The sequence below is a fragment of the Candidatus Limnocylindrales bacterium genome, assembly GCA_035571835.1.
Taxonomy (GTDB): domain Bacteria; phylum Desulfobacterota; class Binatia; order UBA1149; family CAITLU01; genus DATNBU01.
This window is the reverse complement of the sequence record DATNBU010000037.1, coordinates 42,915-60,326: the sequence shown is the minus strand read 5'-3', so window position 1 is coordinate 60,326 and position 17,412 is coordinate 42,915. Positions and strand designations below refer to the sequence as shown.

The 17,412-nt window shown below is 67.4% G+C and carries 17 protein-coding genes; 8 read left to right on the top strand and 9 right to left on the bottom strand.

All coding sequences use genetic code 11. The annotated features are described in order from the left end of the window. Nucleotides 1–66: 66 nt before the first annotated feature. Complete coding sequence (locus VN634_16100) at nucleotides 67–480, top strand: nitroreductase family deazaflavin-dependent oxidoreductase (protein HXC52405.1); 414 nt, start codon at nucleotides 67–69, stop codon at nucleotides 478–480. Between the two features lie 13 nt (nucleotides 481–493). On the opposite strand, the gene VN634_16095 is transcribed toward VN634_16100, so the two are convergent. Genes VN634_16095 through VN634_16085 form a run of 3 tightly spaced genes read right to left on the bottom strand, consistent with a single transcriptional unit; the run spans nucleotide 494 to nucleotide 4,325 of the window. Then, entirely contained in the window at nucleotides 494–3,508 is a 3,015-nt protein-coding gene (locus VN634_16095; protein HXC52404.1) for a DUF748 domain-containing protein, read from the bottom strand. A 3-nt stretch (nucleotides 3,509–3,511) separates the two neighbouring features. Next, nucleotides 3,512–3,967, bottom strand: coding sequence for a YaiI/YqxD family protein (locus VN634_16090; GenBank protein ID HXC52403.1), 456 nt, complete (start codon nucleotides 3,965–3,967; stop codon nucleotides 3,512–3,514). Between the two features lie 52 nt (nucleotides 3,968–4,019). Further along, nucleotides 4,020–4,325 (bottom strand): Smr/MutS family protein, encoded by a 306-nt coding sequence (locus VN634_16085; protein ID HXC52402.1) that lies wholly within the window; start codon nucleotides 4,323–4,325, stop codon nucleotides 4,020–4,022. Nucleotides 4,326–4,523: 198 nt separating this feature from the next. On the opposite strand from VN634_16085, the gene VN634_16080 reads away from it, so the two are divergent. After that, nucleotides 4,524–5,291, top strand: a complete 768-nt coding sequence (locus VN634_16080) for a heme-binding protein (protein HXC52401.1) — start codon at nucleotides 4,524–4,526, stop codon at nucleotides 5,289–5,291. Nucleotides 5,292–5,323: 32 nt separating this feature from the next. Here VN634_16080 and VN634_16075 read toward each other — a convergent pair whose 3' ends face one another. The 3 genes from VN634_16075 to VN634_16065 are packed head-to-tail and all read right to left on the bottom strand — an operon-like array spanning nucleotide 5,324 to nucleotide 8,213. Beyond that, on the bottom strand, nucleotides 5,324–5,695 hold the full coding sequence (locus VN634_16075) for an EthD domain-containing protein (protein HXC52400.1): 372 nt from the start codon (nucleotides 5,693–5,695) through the stop codon (nucleotides 5,324–5,326). A 24-nt stretch (nucleotides 5,696–5,719) separates the two neighbouring features. After that, nucleotides 5,720–6,553 carry a hypothetical protein gene (locus tag VN634_16070; GenBank protein ID HXC52399.1) on the bottom strand — a complete coding sequence of 278 codons (834 nt, stop codon included), beginning with the start codon at nucleotides 6,551–6,553 and terminating at the stop codon, nucleotides 5,720–5,722. A 55-nt stretch (nucleotides 6,554–6,608) separates the two neighbouring features. Beyond that, nucleotides 6,609–8,213 (bottom strand): hypothetical protein, encoded by a 1,605-nt coding sequence (locus VN634_16065; GenBank protein ID HXC52398.1) that lies wholly within the window; start codon nucleotides 8,211–8,213, stop codon nucleotides 6,609–6,611. Between the two features lie 155 nt (nucleotides 8,214–8,368). Here VN634_16065 and VN634_16060 point away from each other — a divergent pair, with 155 nt between their 5' ends. Beyond that, the gene (locus VN634_16060; GenBank protein ID HXC52397.1) at nucleotides 8,369–9,562 is read left to right on the top strand and encodes a glycosyltransferase; all 1,194 of its coding nucleotides are present in this window, start codon (nucleotides 8,369–8,371) and stop codon (nucleotides 9,560–9,562) included. Between the two features lie 4 nt (nucleotides 9,563–9,566). Continuing rightward, nucleotides 9,567–10,574, top strand: coding sequence for a radical SAM protein (locus VN634_16055; GenBank protein HXC52396.1), 1,008 nt, complete (start codon nucleotides 9,567–9,569; stop codon nucleotides 10,572–10,574). Between the two features lie 63 nt (nucleotides 10,575–10,637). Here VN634_16055 and mepA read toward each other — a convergent pair whose 3' ends face one another. Continuing rightward, nucleotides 10,638–11,489 (bottom strand): penicillin-insensitive murein endopeptidase, encoded by an 852-nt coding sequence (gene mepA, locus VN634_16050; GenBank protein HXC52395.1) that lies wholly within the window; start codon nucleotides 11,487–11,489, stop codon nucleotides 10,638–10,640. 284 nt (nucleotides 11,490–11,773) lie between these two features. On the opposite strand from mepA, the gene VN634_16045 reads away from it, so the two are divergent. The 4 genes from VN634_16045 to VN634_16030 all read left to right on the top strand — a co-directional run bounded on the left by VN634_16045 (nucleotide 11,774) and on the right by VN634_16030 (nucleotide 16,288). Next, nucleotides 11,774–12,160, top strand: coding sequence for a hypothetical protein (locus VN634_16045; GenBank protein ID HXC52394.1), 387 nt, complete (start codon nucleotides 11,774–11,776; stop codon nucleotides 12,158–12,160). A gap of 71 nt (nucleotides 12,161–12,231) precedes the next feature. Then, nucleotides 12,232–12,906, top strand: coding sequence for an arylesterase (locus tag VN634_16040; GenBank protein ID HXC52393.1), 675 nt, complete (start codon nucleotides 12,232–12,234; stop codon nucleotides 12,904–12,906). After that, nucleotides 12,903–13,676, top strand: coding sequence for an ABC transporter ATP-binding protein (locus VN634_16035; protein HXC52392.1), 774 nt, complete (start codon nucleotides 12,903–12,905; stop codon nucleotides 13,674–13,676). The genes VN634_16040 and VN634_16035 overlap by 4 nt, the downstream gene beginning before the upstream one ends. Next, nucleotides 13,670–16,288, top strand: a complete 2,619-nt coding sequence (locus tag VN634_16030) for an FtsX-like permease family protein (GenBank protein HXC52391.1) — start codon at nucleotides 13,670–13,672, stop codon at nucleotides 16,286–16,288. Before VN634_16035 ends, VN634_16030 begins: the two co-directional genes overlap by 7 nt. Nucleotides 16,289–16,307: 19 nt before the next feature. On the opposite strand, the gene VN634_16025 is transcribed toward VN634_16030, so the two are convergent. Together VN634_16025 and VN634_16020 are read right to left on the bottom strand one after the other, a co-directional pair. Continuing rightward, complete coding sequence (locus VN634_16025; GenBank protein HXC52390.1) at nucleotides 16,308–16,682, bottom strand: VOC family protein; 375 nt, start codon at nucleotides 16,680–16,682, stop codon at nucleotides 16,308–16,310. Next, nucleotides 16,679–17,224, bottom strand: coding sequence for a hypothetical protein (locus tag VN634_16020; GenBank protein HXC52389.1), 546 nt, complete (start codon nucleotides 17,222–17,224; stop codon nucleotides 16,679–16,681). Before VN634_16020 ends, VN634_16025 begins: the two co-directional genes overlap by 4 nt. Nucleotides 17,225–17,412 lie beyond the last annotated feature (188 nt).

The window sequence follows — 17,412 nt, the reverse complement described above, 5'->3', positions numbered from 1 at the left end:
GCGGAGCCGGTAGAGCATCAGGCGGAGCCGGTAGAGAAGCACCGGCGGTCGTGCCAAGAATAGCCCATGCCTGACTACAGTCTTTTCGGCGACGAACACGTTCGGCAATACGAGGCGACCGGCGGCAAGGTCGGACACGACTGGAACGGCACGAGTTGCCTCGTGCTTCACACCATCGGTCGGAAATCCGGCAAGACGCGCAAGTTTCCGCTGATCTACGGACGCGATGGCGACGACTACGTGCTCATCGCATCCAAGGGCGGCGCGCCGCAGAATCCGGGCTGGTACGAGAATCTGGTCGCACACCCCGACGTGTCGATTCAGGTTCGCGACAAGATCATTCCGGTCACGGCGCGCACCGGCAGCGCGGAAGACAAGAAACGCGTCTGGCCGATGATGGCGAAGCAGTGGCCCGGCTACGACGACTACCAGGCCGGATCGTCGCGCGACATTCCGGTGGTTCTGCTGCGCCCGCGCTGAGCGGCGCCTGCCCTCAGCGGGCCGCGAGCGAAACCACGACGCCTGCTTCGCCATCGGCCTCGCGCTCGCCGACCGCTACGCGTGAAGGGTCGATCTTCTTCGCAACCAGCAGCGCGCGAATGCTCGCCGCACGGGCAGATGCCAGCGCGACGAGCCTGTCATTCGGAATCTCGACGGCCGCGATCGTCTTGTCGTAGCGCGCCTTGTCTTCCGGCGACATCCCTGCCGGCGGTCCCTTTCGCGCAGCGCCGCTCTTGTCGGCAGCGACGAGCGCCTGCGAGATGCGTCGCCGCGCAAGAAAGCCGGAACCCTCGACGTCGGGCAGGCCCTTGCCCGCTTTGATCCGCTCGATGAGAAGCTGCTCGGCCACGAACGGGCGATCCTCAGGCGACGTGCGGCCGCGCAGCACGAGCTTTACGACCGGGCGATCCGCGAGCAGCTTCGCGAGGCCGTCGACGCGCGACGCTGCGTCGGCCGCCGGTTCGGCCGAGCCCGCGTCGAAGCGCAGCGGCGCGATGCCGACCGCGCCGCCCGCCGCATTACCGGCATCGTGACTGCCGCCGCCTGCTCCGAATGCGCCGCCGAGAAGCTTGAGCGGTGACGTGAGCGCTCCCAGAATCGCGTCGCGCACCGCGCTGGCGATGATCGCGCCCGTATCCACCTCGGTGCCTTTCTCGTCCATCTTGACGGGAATGCGCAGCCGGATGTCGCCGGCCGGATCGCGCAGCAGCGCGAGCACCAGATCGATCGACATCCCGAAGCTGCGGTCGAACGTCGACGGGTCGCGCAGCGACACGCCGAGCTTCCTCAGCACCAGCTCGCTGTCTATCTGCGTCATCTTTCCGCGCAGCTTGACGCTGGTCTTGACCGTGGCCTGACCTGCATCGAGCGATGCGCCGCCCATCATCGCGTACGGGCTGAAGACCGGAAGGTCGAGCTTCTGCAGCGACACCGTGAAGTCGCCGACGTTGCCGGGCTTCAGGTCGCCTTTGATCGTCAGCTCCGAAACTTTCGGAAGGATCGCACGGATGCTGATGTCGTGCGCGGACGGATCCGGAATGTGGACGTCGCGCGCGGTGACGAACAGGTCCTTGACCGTGGAGACCACCGGCGGCGCGACCGTGGTGTCGGTGACTGCGAGGTCTCCGGCGACGAGCTCGAGCGATGCGATCGAAACGTCGACGGGCGACGACGGCGGTGGCGGGGCATCGGTTGCGATCGTGGTCGGCGCCGCCGGTTTCGCGGCGGCGGCTTTTGCCGAAGCAGCGACTGGTTTCGACGCGACGGCTTTTGCCGGTGGCGCTGTGGCGACTTTTGCAGCTGGCGCTGCGACGCTCGTCTGCTTCGTCGCAGAAGACTGGTCCTTCGTTGCCGCGGCTTTGCCATCCTTCGCTGCTGCCACGGTCGCGGGCTGTGGTGCAGCGGTCGCGGGCTGCGGCGGCGCAATTCCCAGCAGCGCGTAGAGCGACGGCGAAGGATGCGTGTAACGGATCGTCGGCTGCGTGAGCTTGACGAGATCGAGCTGGACGACAGTCGTGCGCATCGGTTTTCCCGCCTCCGGAAGCGGAACCAGCACGTCCTTCATCGCGACCTCGAGCTCCTTGAATCCGACGGCGACTTCCTTGTCGCCGGGGTCGGCAATCGCGAGCGTCGCGACGGTCGCATGGCCCGCCATGCGGATCGACGGAGGCCCGTGGGATCCGGCGATGTCCGCATCGATCTCGAGCGCAGCGGTCGAATCGGCCGATCGCAGCCATGCGGCGAGATCCGGCAGTGATGCGAGAAGCAGCGGCGGAAACGGCAGGCCGTTCCAGGCCAGCTTGCCCTTGTAGGTCGGCGGCAGGATTCCGACGTCGCCTGCAACGCTCACGTGCCCTTTGTTGATGTCGAGCTTCAGATCGACGGGAAACGTCTTGCCCTCGTCGGCCGTGATGTCGCTGGCTTTCAGTGCAAGAGCGACGTCGAGGGGACCGTGATCGGTTACCCACGTGAACGTCGCGCGCGCGATGTCGATCTTCTCGATGCGGTAGCCGGCGCGCGACGGCGCGGAAGTCGCGGGCGGCGCAGCTGCGGAAGCGGCAGGCTGTGGCGTCGCGGCCGGTGCCGGTGGCGGTGTCGCGGCCGGTGGCGATGCAGGTGCAGCAACGGGCGGCGATGCAGGCGCAGCAGCGGGCGATGATGCCGGCGCCGGAGCGGCCGGCGCACCGGCAGCCGGCGGCGACGGCGCGGCCGTCGTTCCAGGCTTTGCCGAAGAACCGGAAAGAACGAGGTCGCGACGCACGCGCAGCACCGGCCCCTCGACGTCGATGCCGCCGAGCGCGAAGCTGCTGCCGTTCACCGCCACGTGATCGAGCCCGAAGCTCTCGAGCGAGAACTCGAGAAGATTACCGCCGGTCGGCGGATCCACGATCACGACGTTCGGTGCGCGCAGCGCGAAGCGATCGACCGATACAGGCCAAGGCCGTGAAGGTTCACCGGTCTCGGGCTCGGCGGGTGATGCGGGCGCAAGCGGCCTGGCGTGTCTCAGCGGATCAATGGCGCCGTCGGCTTCACGCTCGACGCGCACCAGCGGCGCTTCGAGCGTGAGATCGACCAGCCGAAGCGCGTGGTCACGAAGGTCTTTCCACGAAAGCCGCGCAGAGATGCGATCGAAGTGCAGCAGCGCGGTCGATCGATCGATCGCAGGCGGCTCGAATGCCGCGTCCTCGGGCAATACGTTGTCGGGCTCGCGCCCTACGCTCACGCCCTCGAGAACGACGACGCCGTCGACGAGATCGAAATCCACGTTGTCGATGCGTGCCGGAAGCCCGAGCCAGTAGCGCGAACCGTAGGCCGCGCCGCGCTCGACGATCGTCGGCAGCAGCGCGCGAAGCCCGACCAGCAGCGCGATGTCGACGACGAGCACGATCCAGATCCATCGCCGTTTCCGGCGCGGCTTGCTGTCCGCGGGCGTCGGCTGCGCGTCGCCGGAGTCCGGGCGTACGTCCGCGGATTCCGTCGGCGGCAGCGTGATGTCCTCGCCGGCCACGATTCACTGTCTCGCATGCTGCGAAAGAAAACGATCCAGCGCGTTCGCGAACCGCTGGCGATCGGCATGATTGAGCGGCGCCGGCCCGCCTGTCACGAGCCCGTCGCCCTGGAGCGTCACGAGCAGGTCGCGCGCCGCAAGCGCCTGCCGGACGTTGTCGTGCGTGTAGAGCTCGCCGCGCGGATTGAGCGCATACGCGCCGGCGTCGACGACTTCCGCGGCAAGCGGAATGTCCGCGGTAATCACGAGATCTCCGGCTTCGAGCGAATCGACGATGTAACGGTCGGCCACATTGAAACCATCGGCGACGCGCACCGACGTGATCCAGTCGCACGAATCGGGAGTTCGAAGCGTGCGGTTGGCAACCAGCGTCATCGTGCAGCGAAGTCGCGCGCTCGCGCGAAAAAGAATTTCGCGGACAACGGCCGGACAGGCGTCCGCATCGACCCAGATACGCATTGGCGGCAAGCCTATCAGACCCCCCGGCGTCGCGAATCGGGCCACCCCGGACTCACGCTGGCGGACGAAGAAGCACGACCGTCGCGCCCCAGCCTCCACGCTCGGGCGGTGCATCGTAAAACGACTCCACATCGGGGTGCCCGGTGAGCACCGTGCGTACGCGGTCACGCTGGAATCCCGTGCCGCGCCCATGGATGAGCCGCACTTCTCGAAATCCTGCCTCACGTGCTGCTTCGAGATAGCTCTCGACGACGGCCGGAATCTCGCGCGGACGAAACGTATGAAGATCGATCGAGTCTTCGATCGCGACCACTACAGTGTCTTCGGTTTCGTCGTCTTCGGTATCGTCCGCGGCCACAGTCGTTCCCGTCTATAACGATACGGCAGCGCGCGCAGCCGCGCTCTCCGCGACAAGTTTCCTACCCGCAGATGGGCACCGCGCAATCGCTTCTCGCCACTCGAACGCGTCCCGTGAGCCGCTCCACTGCGGAAAATTCTCGCCGGCCACCGTGGAACAGCATCGTGGATGGAGTTTGAATGATCGCGAGGCAACCCGATGCGAACGCTTTTTCTGGCCGTCTTCCTGCTCGGCGCGACGCGTGCGCTCGCGCAGCCCGCCGCAACCTGCGATGGGCTGCCGTCGCACGATGATCTGCGCGGCGTACTTCAAACGATCACCGGCGAGGGCAGCGATGCCAACACGGGCATGGGCAATCCGTCGTGGGCCGCCGTCGTCAATCGCGACGGCATCGTCTGCGCCGTGGTATTCAGCGGTCCCGATCGCTCGGCGGAATGGCCCGGCAGCCGCGTGATCGCCGCAGAGAAAGCCAGCACGGCAAACGCACTGAGCGCACCGAACTTCGCGCTGTCGACCGCCAACCTCTACTTCGCATCGCAGCCGGGACAGAGCCTTTTCGGGTTGACGGCGAGCGCGCCGCCGAACCCGGACGCCGCTTACGGCGGAAGCCCGGAAAAATTCGGGCAGGCCGACGATCCGATGATCGGCAAGCCCATCGGCGGCATCGTCGTCTTTGGCGGCGGACTCGCGCTCTATGATTCGGGCGGCAAGATCGTCGGCGGGCTTGGCGTAAGCGGCGACACTTCGTGCGCGGATCACGTGGTCGCATGGAAGGTCCGCCATGCGCTCAACCTCGACGCGGTCCCGGTCGGCGTTGCGAAGAACGTCACCGACAACATGATTCTCGACATCCGCGACGGAACGAGCGTGAGCGGATTCGGCCACCCGAGCTGCAAGGGCGGAAAGGCGTCGGACGACGTGATCAACAGCCTTGCCGAGAAAGTCCCGGTCGGGCCGGGCAAATAGCCGGCACGTGCGCGCCGCAGTTGACGCCGCGGTCAGGCGTGGTCGAAGATCGGATGTTCCTCGGTCAGGAAGACGAACGAGCGTGCAAGATCGATGAACTCGCGTTCGTCGTCGAGAAGCCGCCTCCGGGCATCGAGCGATTCCGCGGAGCCCATGCCCGCGACCAGCTCTTCCATACTGTCCCACCAGACTTCGGTGATGCCGTCGTAGCCTTCGGCCATGCCGCGCGAATCCGCCAGCACGGCGTTGAGCGGGGTATCGATGGTGTGGCTCTGGATGTAACGGCGAGCGCGAATGGCCGCGGCCACCTCGCTTACCAGCGGGCCGTGCGCGAGCCAGCGCGTGCGGAATGCTTGCGGCGTCAGGTCGGCACGTCGGCGAATCACGTACACGAGCTTGATCATAAGGGATTCCCTCCTCCGCTGTGATCAGTGCGCAGAGGGCTGCGCGCACTGCTGCGCTGGCAGCACCCACTGCGCAACCAGCCAGTCCAGCGCAACCGGCGCCGAGCGCATCGCGAAATCGACGGCCTCGACACGCGCGTCGGCGAGCGCCGACGGATGTCCGTGGGCACGCGCATGCAGGATCCAGTTGGAAAGCTCGTAGTGGTGCAGCAGCGATGCAAAGCGGTGCGTCTCGAAACGTGCCAGCGCGCCGAGCGCGGCTTCCGCCGAGTCGCAGGCGAACAGCGCCGACGTGACATCCGACAGCAGCTCGCGAAGATCGGAGAACGCGAGCTCGGGCTCGCAGGCAACACTGGCAAGAAGCCGTTCGAACTCCGTGTCCGGAAGTCCTGCGGCCATGGCTGCCTCCGCCATCGCCGGGACCTGGGTCTGCAGGAACGACGACTGCGGCGCCTGTCCGAGCAGGCGTCCGATCAGATAGAGATCGAATGCGCTGGCGATCGCCTCACCAAGAAGCATTGCGCCTGCGCTCGCTGGTGCGTCGTTGCCGGACACCGCGCGGCTGGCGAGGTGATGCCATGCGGCATGCGCGACGACGTCCGCCGGCAGGTGACGGTCGGCGAGCACGTCGCCTCCGGCATCGGCCTGCCAGAAGACGAGATTGAGCAGAAGCGCGCGCTCCCATTGTCCGCCGGGCGCAGATGGCAGCACGCGAAAACGGTACGTCGCCGCGCGCAGCACCTGCTTCAGCTCCGCGTAGAGCGCGACATGGCGAAACGAAGCTTCGTCATCGATCGTCAGCTCGTCGACAGAAAGTGCCGCAAACCCGGAAGCAGCAGTCTGGCGGAGCGCGGGCATCGCCGGACCTTAACACGGACCGGCCGCATGCGTAGCCACCCGGTTCGCGCCGCGGCTACTGCATATCCTGCGACTCGCTGCCTGGATCCGTCGGCCCGCTGCGAGCGGGCGCGTCGTCGCCGCTGCGATCGGGCTTCGCGCCCGTTCGATGAAGCTCCCAGACGCGCGCACCGCGCACCGACACGCGCTCGTCGTGCGACAATCCGTTCGCCGCCAGAAAAGGTCCCATCCACTTCCCCTCTTCGTCGGTCAGGAACAGCCACGCACGGCCGTCGATCGCGTCGAGCCACGGCGCGGCACGATCGGTCCAGTCGGGGCACGCGATCTCGCAGTAGGTCGCCTGCGGCAGACGACCATCGCGATAGAACTGGAACGCGTACGACGCGCGCAGCGAAACCATCACCGGGTCGGCAGCATCGATCAGCGGCGCCGCCGCGGAAATGGCGTCGTCGACATCCTGAAGCGTGTCGTAGCGGAAGAACTCGGTGATGTTGGTTCGATAAGGGCCGACGCGCCTGGCGACGGACCCGACCGACAGAAACGTCGCCAGTCCTACGGGAAGGGCGACCATGAGAACCGGACGCAGGCGTCCGAACGGCCGGGCGAGCGTCCACAAACCCTGCGCCGACCACAGAATCAGCGGAGGCATCGCAAACATGAGGTGGCGGCCGTGCGCGATCAGGTAACGATCGGTCGCCGCTGCAGCGATGCAGAACACCGCCGAGCCCGCATACATCCAGACGAGCATCATGCGGTGGCGGCGCGGCCACGTCACCGCACCGATCGCGGCGAGCACCGACATCGGCAGCCACTGGCGGTCGAAGAAATACGTGGTCGAAAGCCGCACGTAGTCCCACGCGCCGGTCGCGACGGATCTCCACAGTGGACCCTCCGCGCTGCCGATCATGCGCGAGCTCCAGTAGATCTGCAGTCGCGGGTTCGACGCCTGCGGAGCAATCGTCAGCACGTACGACGCGACGAATGAGACGGCGAACGCCGCACTGCCGAGGAACAGATCGCGCCGGCCGGAAGGCGTCGCGCGCCGTGCCCACACAAGCCAGCCCCACGACAGCAGCGCGGCAACCGGAAAGATGCCGGCATACGTGATCCATGGCGCCGCGATCAGAAGCGCCAGCAGTCCAATGCGCGCTCCGGCGCCTGGCGCCCGCCCGTCGTAGCTCACGATCGCGAGCATCGGCACCAGGATCGCCAGAGCCATGTCGATGTCGTACGGCTTGAGCTCGCGCGAATAGTACACGAGCGGAACGAGGCCGACGGCGATCCACGCCGCGGCCACCGCCACCCAGCGCCGCGCGCCGAAAACCGACGCCATGCGTGCCAGCAGCGGAACGATTGCAATGCCGACGACGAACGGTGCGAACCGGTAGCTGATCTCGGGCGGTCCCGGAACGATCGCCCGCGTGAGCCGTATCAGCCACAGGAATCCGAACGGTACGGGCCGCCCCTCGAGGATCGCCCGCGCGGGGTGGTCCGCGAGCAGCGCAACCCACGCCTCGTCGCGCCAGAACGGCTTTGCATCGAGATACAGCGCCCGCACGGCGATGGCTGCAACGACCGCGAGCCCGAGCAGGATCGCCGCCGGCATACGCCTGCCTTGCGCTCCCGCTTCGGTCTGCGACGGCGTTTGCGAAGTCGTCACGGTCGGCTGTTCCTCGTGCAGATGCGACGCGGCGAATCCTCCCCGCGATGCGGCGTCGAGACCTATCACGAATCGCCTCGATCGCCCCGGGTGGTATGCGAAAGCCCGTGACAGCGCGAAACCGAACGCGTAAGGACCGCCGACGGGAATTCGAAATGCTGCGCTTTGCTTTTCTGGCCGCTGCCGCGGTGCTCTGGTCGTCGGTGTTCGGCTATGTGGCGTTCCTCGTCGCGACCGCCGGGCGGCGGCGGTCGCTGCACTCGCATCGCGCTTCGCTTTCCAGTGAACCCGGGGCCGCAGCGTACGCAGGGGCCGCCCTCCCCGAGATCGCCGTGGTCATTCCGGTCCGCAACGAGCAGCGATTCATTGCCGGCAAGCTGGCCAACCTTCGCAACGCCGACTATCCGGCCGAGCGGCTCGCGATCATCGTCGTCGACGGCGGCTCGAGCGATGACACCGCCGCGCTGGTCGAGGCCGCTCGCGACAGCGGCGATCCCGTCACGCTCGTTCGTGTGAGCGATGCGCGCGGCCGGGCCGACCAGCTCAATGCCGTGCTCTCCGGCCTTTCCCAGCAGATCGTCGTCGTGACCGACGCCGATGCCGAGCTCGACCCCGGCTGTCTGCGCGCACTCGTCGAAACGCTTCAGAAGCATCCCGCGACCGACGTGGTCGGAGCGCGGGTGCGCCCTGCTACGCGGCTCATCGAGGAACGGATCCACTGGTGGCTGCTCAATTCGCTGTGGTGGCTCGAAGGCGAAGCACTCGGCAACGGGCAGGTGTCGGGCGTCTGCTATGCACTGCGCTCGAGCGCCGTCGACGCGCTGCCGGGCGACTGCACCGCCGACGACATCCGCTTCGGGCTGCTCGCCAGCGCGCGCGGCCGTGACGTACGCCTTTGCCGCCATGCGCTGGCGATCGAGCTGCGCGTGCCGCAGACGATGCGCGACTTCATGACGTTCCGCCGTCGTCGCGGCACCGGATATCTTCTCGAGCTGCGCCGCACGCGGCCGGCGGCTGCGCCGCTGCGCTGGCACCTGGTGCAGGCACTGCGCCTGTATCACTTCTTCGTGATGCCGGTGCTCGCAGTAGTCGTGGCCGCGCTGGCGCTGGCGCTTCTTGCCACGCCGCACTGGCACTGGCCCATCGCCGCCGCAGCGGGCTTCGTCGTGCCCGCGTTCCTCGCATTGTTCGCATCGACGACGCTCGGCGAGGATCGCCGCTGGCAGCTCGGGATGGCGGCCGGCACGATGGCCGGGCTGACATGGTATTCACTGCTGCTCGTGCCGCGCACTGCGGCTGCGCGCATTCTCGGCCGCACACCTTCAACGCCGCTCGCCAAGGGAGACTGAGACGATGCTTTCCGAACGACACCTGCGATTTGCCGCCCGCTACGCGGCGCATCGATTCCGGAAGCTGCATCCGTTCGAAGTCCAGGCCTCGCTGCTCAACGCATGCAATCTGCGCTGCGCGTACTGCCGGTGCCCCGACGTCAAGATCGAGCTGATGACGACCGAGCAGTGGGTCCGCGCAATCGAAGGCTTCGGCGCGCACGGCACCATGCGCATCAAGTACCAGGGCGGAGAGCCGACGCTGCGGCAGGATTTCCGGACGCTGTGCGCCGCGTCGCAGGCGGCCGGGATCGTCACGGCCGTGGTCACCAACGGACTGCAGTTCGTCGAAAAACCCGAGCTGTTCGATCACCTGGACGAAGTCGTGTTCAGCCTGGACTCGGCCACGCCCGGCCACACCAACCGGATCCGCGGCGCCGGCGTCCACGAACGCGTCTGCGAGGCGATCGAGATCGCGCGCAGCCGCGGCATCAACCTGTTCATCAATATGGTCGTCACCCGCGACAACTTCGACGAGATCGAGCCGATGCTCGACTTCTGCGAAGCGCGAGGGATCGGGCTCCATTCGCAGCCCGCGGTCTCGGGGCGCAAGTACTACGACGACGCCGTCAAGGACTTCGCGCTGACGGACGAGCAGATCCGCGCGATGCACCGCCGGCTCGGCGAGCTGAAACGCGAAGGGCGCCGGCTGATGTTTTCGGCTGCGACCTACGAGAACGTTCTCGACTGGGACGATTACGGCGACATCTCGCAGAATACCGGGGGCGGCGAGTCGACCTGCATGGCGGGGCGGTTCTACGTGCACATCGAGCCCAACGGTGACGTGCACCCGTGCAACCAGCACGACGCCAACTTCCAGCCGAAGAACCTCGTGCGCGACGGGCTCGGGCCCGCGCTCGAAAATGCGCAGCACCACGACTGCGCAGACTGCTACTGCGCGTACCTGAACGAGCGCAAGTCGGTGTTCGGCATGCGCCCGCTCGCGCTGTGGGAGATGGCGCGCCGCGGCTGATCCGATGAATCGGGGACAGACGCCGCTTTACCGAAATCGGTGTCTGTCCCCGAATTGCGGAAATCAGTGTCTGTCCCGGATTTCCGGCGGTGCGACCAGCGCGCGGCAGGCTTTCGGCATCGCCGCCATCGACATTGCCTTCGACGATTTGCCGGGCTTCGCCTTGAGGATGGCGTCGGTGAACCAGTAGTCGAGCTCCTTGCCGCATCCGTCGCCGGGCGGCGGCGCGATCTGCTCGATGCATTCCTTCTGGTCTTTCGGGCACGCCAGCCGGACGTGGAAGTGGTACGTGTGGCCGGGGACCGGCCGCACCTTGTTCAGCCATTTGCGGTCGCTGCCGGCGTCGCGGCACAGCGCTTTCTTGATGGCCGCGTTGACGAACACGCGCGCGACCCCGGGCTCCTCGGCCGCCGCGCGCAGGATTTCGAAATGCTGGCGCGTGTAGCGTGACGGATCCACATCCTTGCGGTCGGCGCGCAGAAGATCGGTCGACATCATGCGGCCGATCTCTTCGGGCGTCAGCCTGCGATCCGGCATCGGCCGCAGCCAGATGTCGGCTTCGATGCCGAGCTGATGCGATGCATGTCCGGTCAGCATCGGGCCGCCGCGCGGCTGCGACATGTCTCCGATCAGGATGCCCGGCCATCCCGTTGCGGCGGCAGCCTTCGCCGAAAATTTCTCGAGGAAGTCGATCAGCATCGGCGTTCCCCAGTTCCGGTTGCGATAAAGGCGCATCACCTGCCAGTGATCGCCGAACGGCGGAAGCTGCTGTCCGCCCGCGTAGCAGCCTTTCCAGTATTCGCCGATGACTTCGGCCTTGCCGGGCGCGGCCAGCGTGATCGCGCCGAACTGCCTGCGCGCCGCATCTTTCGGAAGGCTCGCCAGGACAGCCTTGCGTAGCTCGGCGTCCTGCACGTCAGTTTCCTGCGCGATCGAGGGAATGGCGGCGAGAACGTTTGCGATGAGAGCCGCGACGCACGCGCGTACGACAAAGCTGCGGCCGAAGTGCCGGCGGCGACGCTCGTGCCCCGATTGCGATCGCCGCTTCATGAACGCGGACGATTGCAGAAACCCGGATGGAGTCCCAGCACGATCGCATGAGGCTGTTCGCTTCGATCGGGTCGCGAACGTTGACCCGCATCGGGCGCAAAATTGTCCGGGCGCCTTGCCGCCCGGGATCAGGCGCCTAAGCTCGACGTATGGAAACTGCAGAAAAGGTAACCCAATCGAGCATCGCTTCCCGACTCGTCTTTGCCGCCACGATCGCGGTGGGAAGTCTCGTCCCGGTTGCTGCGCTGGGTGACAACGTCGTTCACAAGGCCGCCGATGCGACCAGCGACGTCGTGCATGGCGCGGCCGAAGGGACGAAACACGTCGTGCACGGCGCCGCGAATGCGACCGAGCACGTCGTTCACGGGGCCGCCAACGGCGTCGACCACACCGTGCACGGGCATCCTGTTGCCGGCGCGCGGTCGACGGTTCACGGCGCGGCCAACGGAACGCGGTCTGCGGCACATGGCGCGGCCAACGGTGCGAAGAGCGCAGCCGGCGGCGCGGCCAACGGAGCGGAAGACCTGACACGGTGATCGGGCCTGTCCGGCCGTGCGTGTAAAGCCTCGGGTCGAGTGCCCTTTGCGTCGCTGGTAGCCTCTGCGCCATGCTCCACCGGCGAATTGCCGCATTCGTATTCGCGGCGACGATCGCGGTTCCGATAGCCCGCGCGACTGCACCTGCCGAGGCCACGGCGGGCGCGGGCTCGCCGCGCATCGTCTGTCTCGGCGATTCGCTGACCGAAGGGTACAGCCTCTCTCCTGAGCAGGCCTGGCCTGCACTGCTGGAGCAGTCGCTGCGCAAGCGCGGCTGGCCGGACGTGCAGGTGATCAACGCCGGCGTCAGCGGATCGACGTCGGCGAGCGCCGTATCGCGCCTCACGTGGCAGCTGCGCACGAAGCCGGACGTTCTCGTACTGGCGCTCGGCGCCAACGACGGCTTGCGCGGCATCGATCCCGCGGAGACCAAAAAGAATCTCGGCGCCGCCATCGATCTCGCAAAGAGCAACGGAATCACCGTGCTGCTGGCCGGCATGAAGATGCCGCCGAACTACGGCAACGCGTTTACCGCGAGCTACGAAGCGACCTTTCAATCGCTCGCGTCCGAGAAAAACGTGAAGCTGCTGCCGTTCCTGCTCGAAGGCGTTGCCGGCGACGCGGCCCTGAACCTTTCCGACGGACTGCATCCGAACGCAGCAGGCTACGTGATCGTCGCAAAGCTCGTCGAGCAGCATCTGGTTCCCGTGCTCGAATCGCTCAAGCCGGCGGACGCCGGCAAGTGAGCATCCCGCGCGACCTTTCCTCAGGAGACGCCGTCGTTCGCGCGGCGGGTCTATGCAAGAGCTTTGCGACCACGGCCGGACCGCTTGCGGTGCTGCGCGGCATCGATCTGGTCGTCGCGCGCGGCCAGACGGTGTCGGTCGCCGGGGAGTCCGGCAGCGGAAAATCCACGCTGCTCGCACTGCTCGCCGGCCTCGACGTCGCAGACTCGGGAACGCTCGAGGTCGGCGGCGTCGACCTTGCGTCGGCCGGCGAGCACCAGCTCAGCGATTTCCGTTCGCGCACGGTTGGAATCGTCTTCCAGCATTTCCACCTGATCCGGTCGCTGACGGCGCTCGAAAACGTGCGCCTGCCGCTCGAGCTTCGCGACGGCGAGGATCCGGACGGGCGCGCCGACCGCGCGCTCGAATCCGTCGGTCTCGGCGCCCGCTTCGATCATTTTCCTGCGCAGCTGAGCGGCGGCGAGCGCCAGCGCGTTGCGATTGCACGAGCGCTGGTCGGTGAGCCGGAGCTCCTGCTCGCCGACGAGCCGACCGGCAACCTCGACGAAAAGACCGGAGGCGCCGTCGCCGATGTGCTGTTCGAGCTCGTCGAGCGCACGTCGACGACGCTCGTCCTCGTCACGCACAGCGCAGCGCTGGCGTCGCGCTGTGCGCGCTCGATGGTGCTCCGTGACGGCCGGCTGCACGACGGTTATGACGATGCCCTGACGACTCCGCGCGAGCAGGTGGCCACCGAGCGCGCCGGCCGGGTGCCTTCGAGCCGATGCTGACGCTCCTCGGGCTCGCGCTTCGCGACCTGCGGCAGCAGCGGGCGTTCTCGCTGTTCTTCATTGCGAACCTGGCGCTCGGGCTCGGCGGCTCGCTGCTGCTCGATTCGCTGCAGGGGTCGGTCAGCCGCACGCTCACGGCAAGGTCGCAGGCCCTGCTCGGCGCGGACATCCGCGTGGCATCGCCTCACGCGCTGAGCGCCGATGAGACTGCACGGATCGACGCCGCAGCTGCAGCGCCTGACTCCTCGGGCGGCGCAAACGGCTCGGGTTCGTCTTCATCGAGCGGTGTCGAAACATCAGACCTCGTTCAGCTGTACTCGATGGTCTCCGGCAGCGGGCGCGCGCGCCTCGTCGAGCTGCGCGGAATCGACCGGCATTTTCCGCTTTACGGCGGTCTGGTGCTGGCGAACGGAGGCGTCGCGGGCGACGCCGTTCGCGACGGGCTCGAACGCGGAGACGCGTGGGCCGATCCGTCCCTGCTCGAACAGCTCGGCGTCCACGTCGGCGATGCAATCAGGATCGGCACCGGGACGTTCCGCATTGCGGACACGCTGGTGCGCGACACCGGGCTTTCGGTGCGCGCCGCGTCGCTTGCGCCGCGTCTGTACGTTGCGGGCTCGCTTCTGGCCGCGACGGGACTGCTCGACACCGGAAGCCGCGTCGAGCACCAGCATCTCGTCGCGCTCGAAGACGGTGCTCGCGCTGATGGAGGCGCGAGCGCCGCTGCCGCGCGCATGCGATCGGCACTTCATGATGCGCGCGTACGAATCATCAGCCACGAGGAGGCCGTCTCCGAGATTTCCGGCGGCTACTCGCGCGTGACCGGATATCTCGGCCTGGTCTCGCTCGTGGCACTGGCTCTTGCCGGAGTCGCGTCGGCCTATCTGTTCCATGCGTTCCTGCGCAGACGCGTTGCCGACCTCGCGATCCTCATGAGCCTCGGCGCGAGGCGCCGCTACGCGCAGGCCCTTCTGATGACCGAAGTTGGCGTGCTCGCTTCCATCGCCGCGGTCGTCGCGATCGTCGCGGTGATGCTCGCGCTGCCGGCCGCCGCATGGCTGCTGGCGGACCTGCTTCCCGCCGAGCTCGCGCTCGGCGTCGGCGTGCGCGACGCGGCCGTCGCGCTGGCCGTTGCGCTGTCGGTCGGCCCCGTCTCATGCCTTCCGCTGCTCGCGCGGCTCGCAACGCTGCGAGTGGCCGACCTGTTTCAGGAGCAGGCCCATCTCGCTCTTCGCAGCCGCCCGCGCGACGTGCTGTGGACTCTGCCGGCCGTCGCGCTGCTGTTCGTGCTTGCGGCAGAAAGAGTCGGCAATCCCCGTCACGGAGCATGGTTCGCAGCGGTCCTGCTCGTGGCATTCGGCGCGGCCGCCGGCGCGGGCCGCGTGCTGCTTCCATTCGTCGCTGCCGCGAGCGTGCGCGCACGGCTGTCGATCCGGCTCGCTCTGCGCCAGCTTTCTCCGCATCGGCGCGCGTCGCGCACGGCGTTCGTGGCGCTGACGATGACGGCGCTGCTGCTCGGACTGCCGCCGCAGCTGCGTTCCATCCTGACCCAGCAGCTCATTCCGCCGGGGAAGGAGACGACTCCGAGCCTGTTTCTTTTCGACATTCAGCCCGAGCAGACCGGGCCGCTGCGCGCGCATCTCGCAGCTGCGGGCACCGACTGGCAGCGCCTCGCGCCGATGGTGCGTGCACGTCTGCTCAGCATCAACGGCGAAACCGTCCGCGCCGAGGACGCGCCGGCCGGCGACGCGGCCGCGCAGAAACCTTCGGGCGGTTTTCGAAGCGGCGAGAACCCCGGCGCGCGGCGCTACAACCTGACGTACGAGGCCGACCTGCACACGACGGAGAAGATCGTTGCGGGAGCTCCGTTCGACGGAACGTGGAGCGTCGAATCGAATTCGCTGCCGCAGATTTCACTGGAGAAGGAGTTCGCGCGCCGCCTCGGGCTCGCGCTCGGAGACCGGCTGCGCTTCGACGTGCAGGGCGTCGAGGTCGAAGGACGCGTCGTCAACCTGCGCGAGGTCGACTGGACCAGCCTGCAGCCGAACTTCTTCGTATCGTTCCAGCCGGGCGTGCTCGAGGCGGCGCCGACGGTGTTTCTCGCGTCGATCCCGGCCCTCGACGGCGCGGCGCGCGAGCGCCTTCAGGCGTCGATCGTCGAGAAATTTCCGAACATCTCGATGATCGACGTGACGCGCGGCGTGGAGCGCGCGCTCGGCCTGCTCACGCAGCTTCGCTGGGCCGTGGCCGCCACCGCGTGGACGGCGCTCGCCGTGGGACTGATGCTGGTGTTCGCGATCGCCCGCGACGAAGCCGACGAGCGGCGCTGGGATATCAATCTGATGAAGGTGCTGGGCGCCCGCCACGGGCTGCTTCGCACCAGCATCGCGATGGAGTTCGCGACGCTCGGCGCCGTCGCCGCGCTGGCCGGATGCACGATCGGTATCGGCGCGTGCGCCGTGCTCGCGCGCAGCGTTCTCGACGTCGACTGGCATCCGGCATGGCTGCCGCTCATGGCCGTGGCGATCGTGCTGCCGCTGATCGCTGCCGTGACTGCCCGCGTGGCGATGGGACGCGTGCTTCGCGAACGGCCGCTGCTGACGCTCGGATGAAAACTGGGGGCGTTACGGATCAGCGGCGGCTCGAGATCAGCTCGATGATGTAGCCGTCGGGATCCTTGACCCACATCTGGCCGCTGGCTTCGAGCTCGAAGATCTCGTGGCCGTGCCGCTTGAGGTGATCGCGCGTGGCCGCGTGATCGTCGATGCCGAATGCCGCGTGGCTCGCAAGCGGGTTGAGCGATGGCGGAGGCGTGCCGCCGTCGAAGCCCTCGGGCACCTGCAGGAGATGGACCTGCGCGTCGCCGACCGTCAGCCAAGCGCCGGGAAAGCCGAGATCCGGCCGCGGGGCTTTCTCGAGCCCGAGCACATCGCAATAGAAGCGAAGCGACGTGTCGAGATCGCGAACGGAAAACGAGATGTGATCGACGCTTCGGACAACTTTCATCCGGCAACTCCGTCGCGGCTGACCTCGAGCACGGGCTCCGGCCCGGCGCCGTACATGATCGCCCACATCGCGATGACCGGCTGCACCATTGCGCCCATCAGTGCTGCGTAACCGGCCTTGAACCAGACGAAGGTTGCGACATCGAGCCCGCCGATGCCGGACGCGACGAGGGCAAGAATCATCGGCGGCGCAAACACCGCCATCGTTGCGGCACCAACCGTGAGCCCGCGAAGGAATGCGCCTTCGGGCAGCCGGATGAGAACATTGCCGGCCGCGCCGGTGAATCCCGTCGACTGGATGCGCCCGCGGCGAAGATGCATGCGGACGATGCGGGTCACGATCAGACACGTGAGCGTCGGCAGGATGATCGTCGTGCCGAGCAGATCTCCGATGATGCTCTGCTGGCCCCACAGGGGTACAGCCGGCTCGTGGCGAAACGACAGCCACGCGATCAGCGCGTTGATCAGGAAGTTGAAAACCGCCGAGCCGGCAACGTGTTCGACCAGAAGGTAGTGGCGAAGCTCCGGTGGCACTGCGCGCACGTATCCGCCGCGTCGCAGGCCATGTCCAGCGGTCCCCGAGGCCGCTGCGTCAGGCCATTCCCGTGGAAAACCGGCGGTCAGCCGCACGGCCGCGCAGGCCGATGCGGGGTCGCGGTCGGCGCTCCGGCTGCTCGTGACCGGCCAGGCCCGGCTCCGCTGCGCCGTTCCACTTGGAGTGGCGCCGAGGC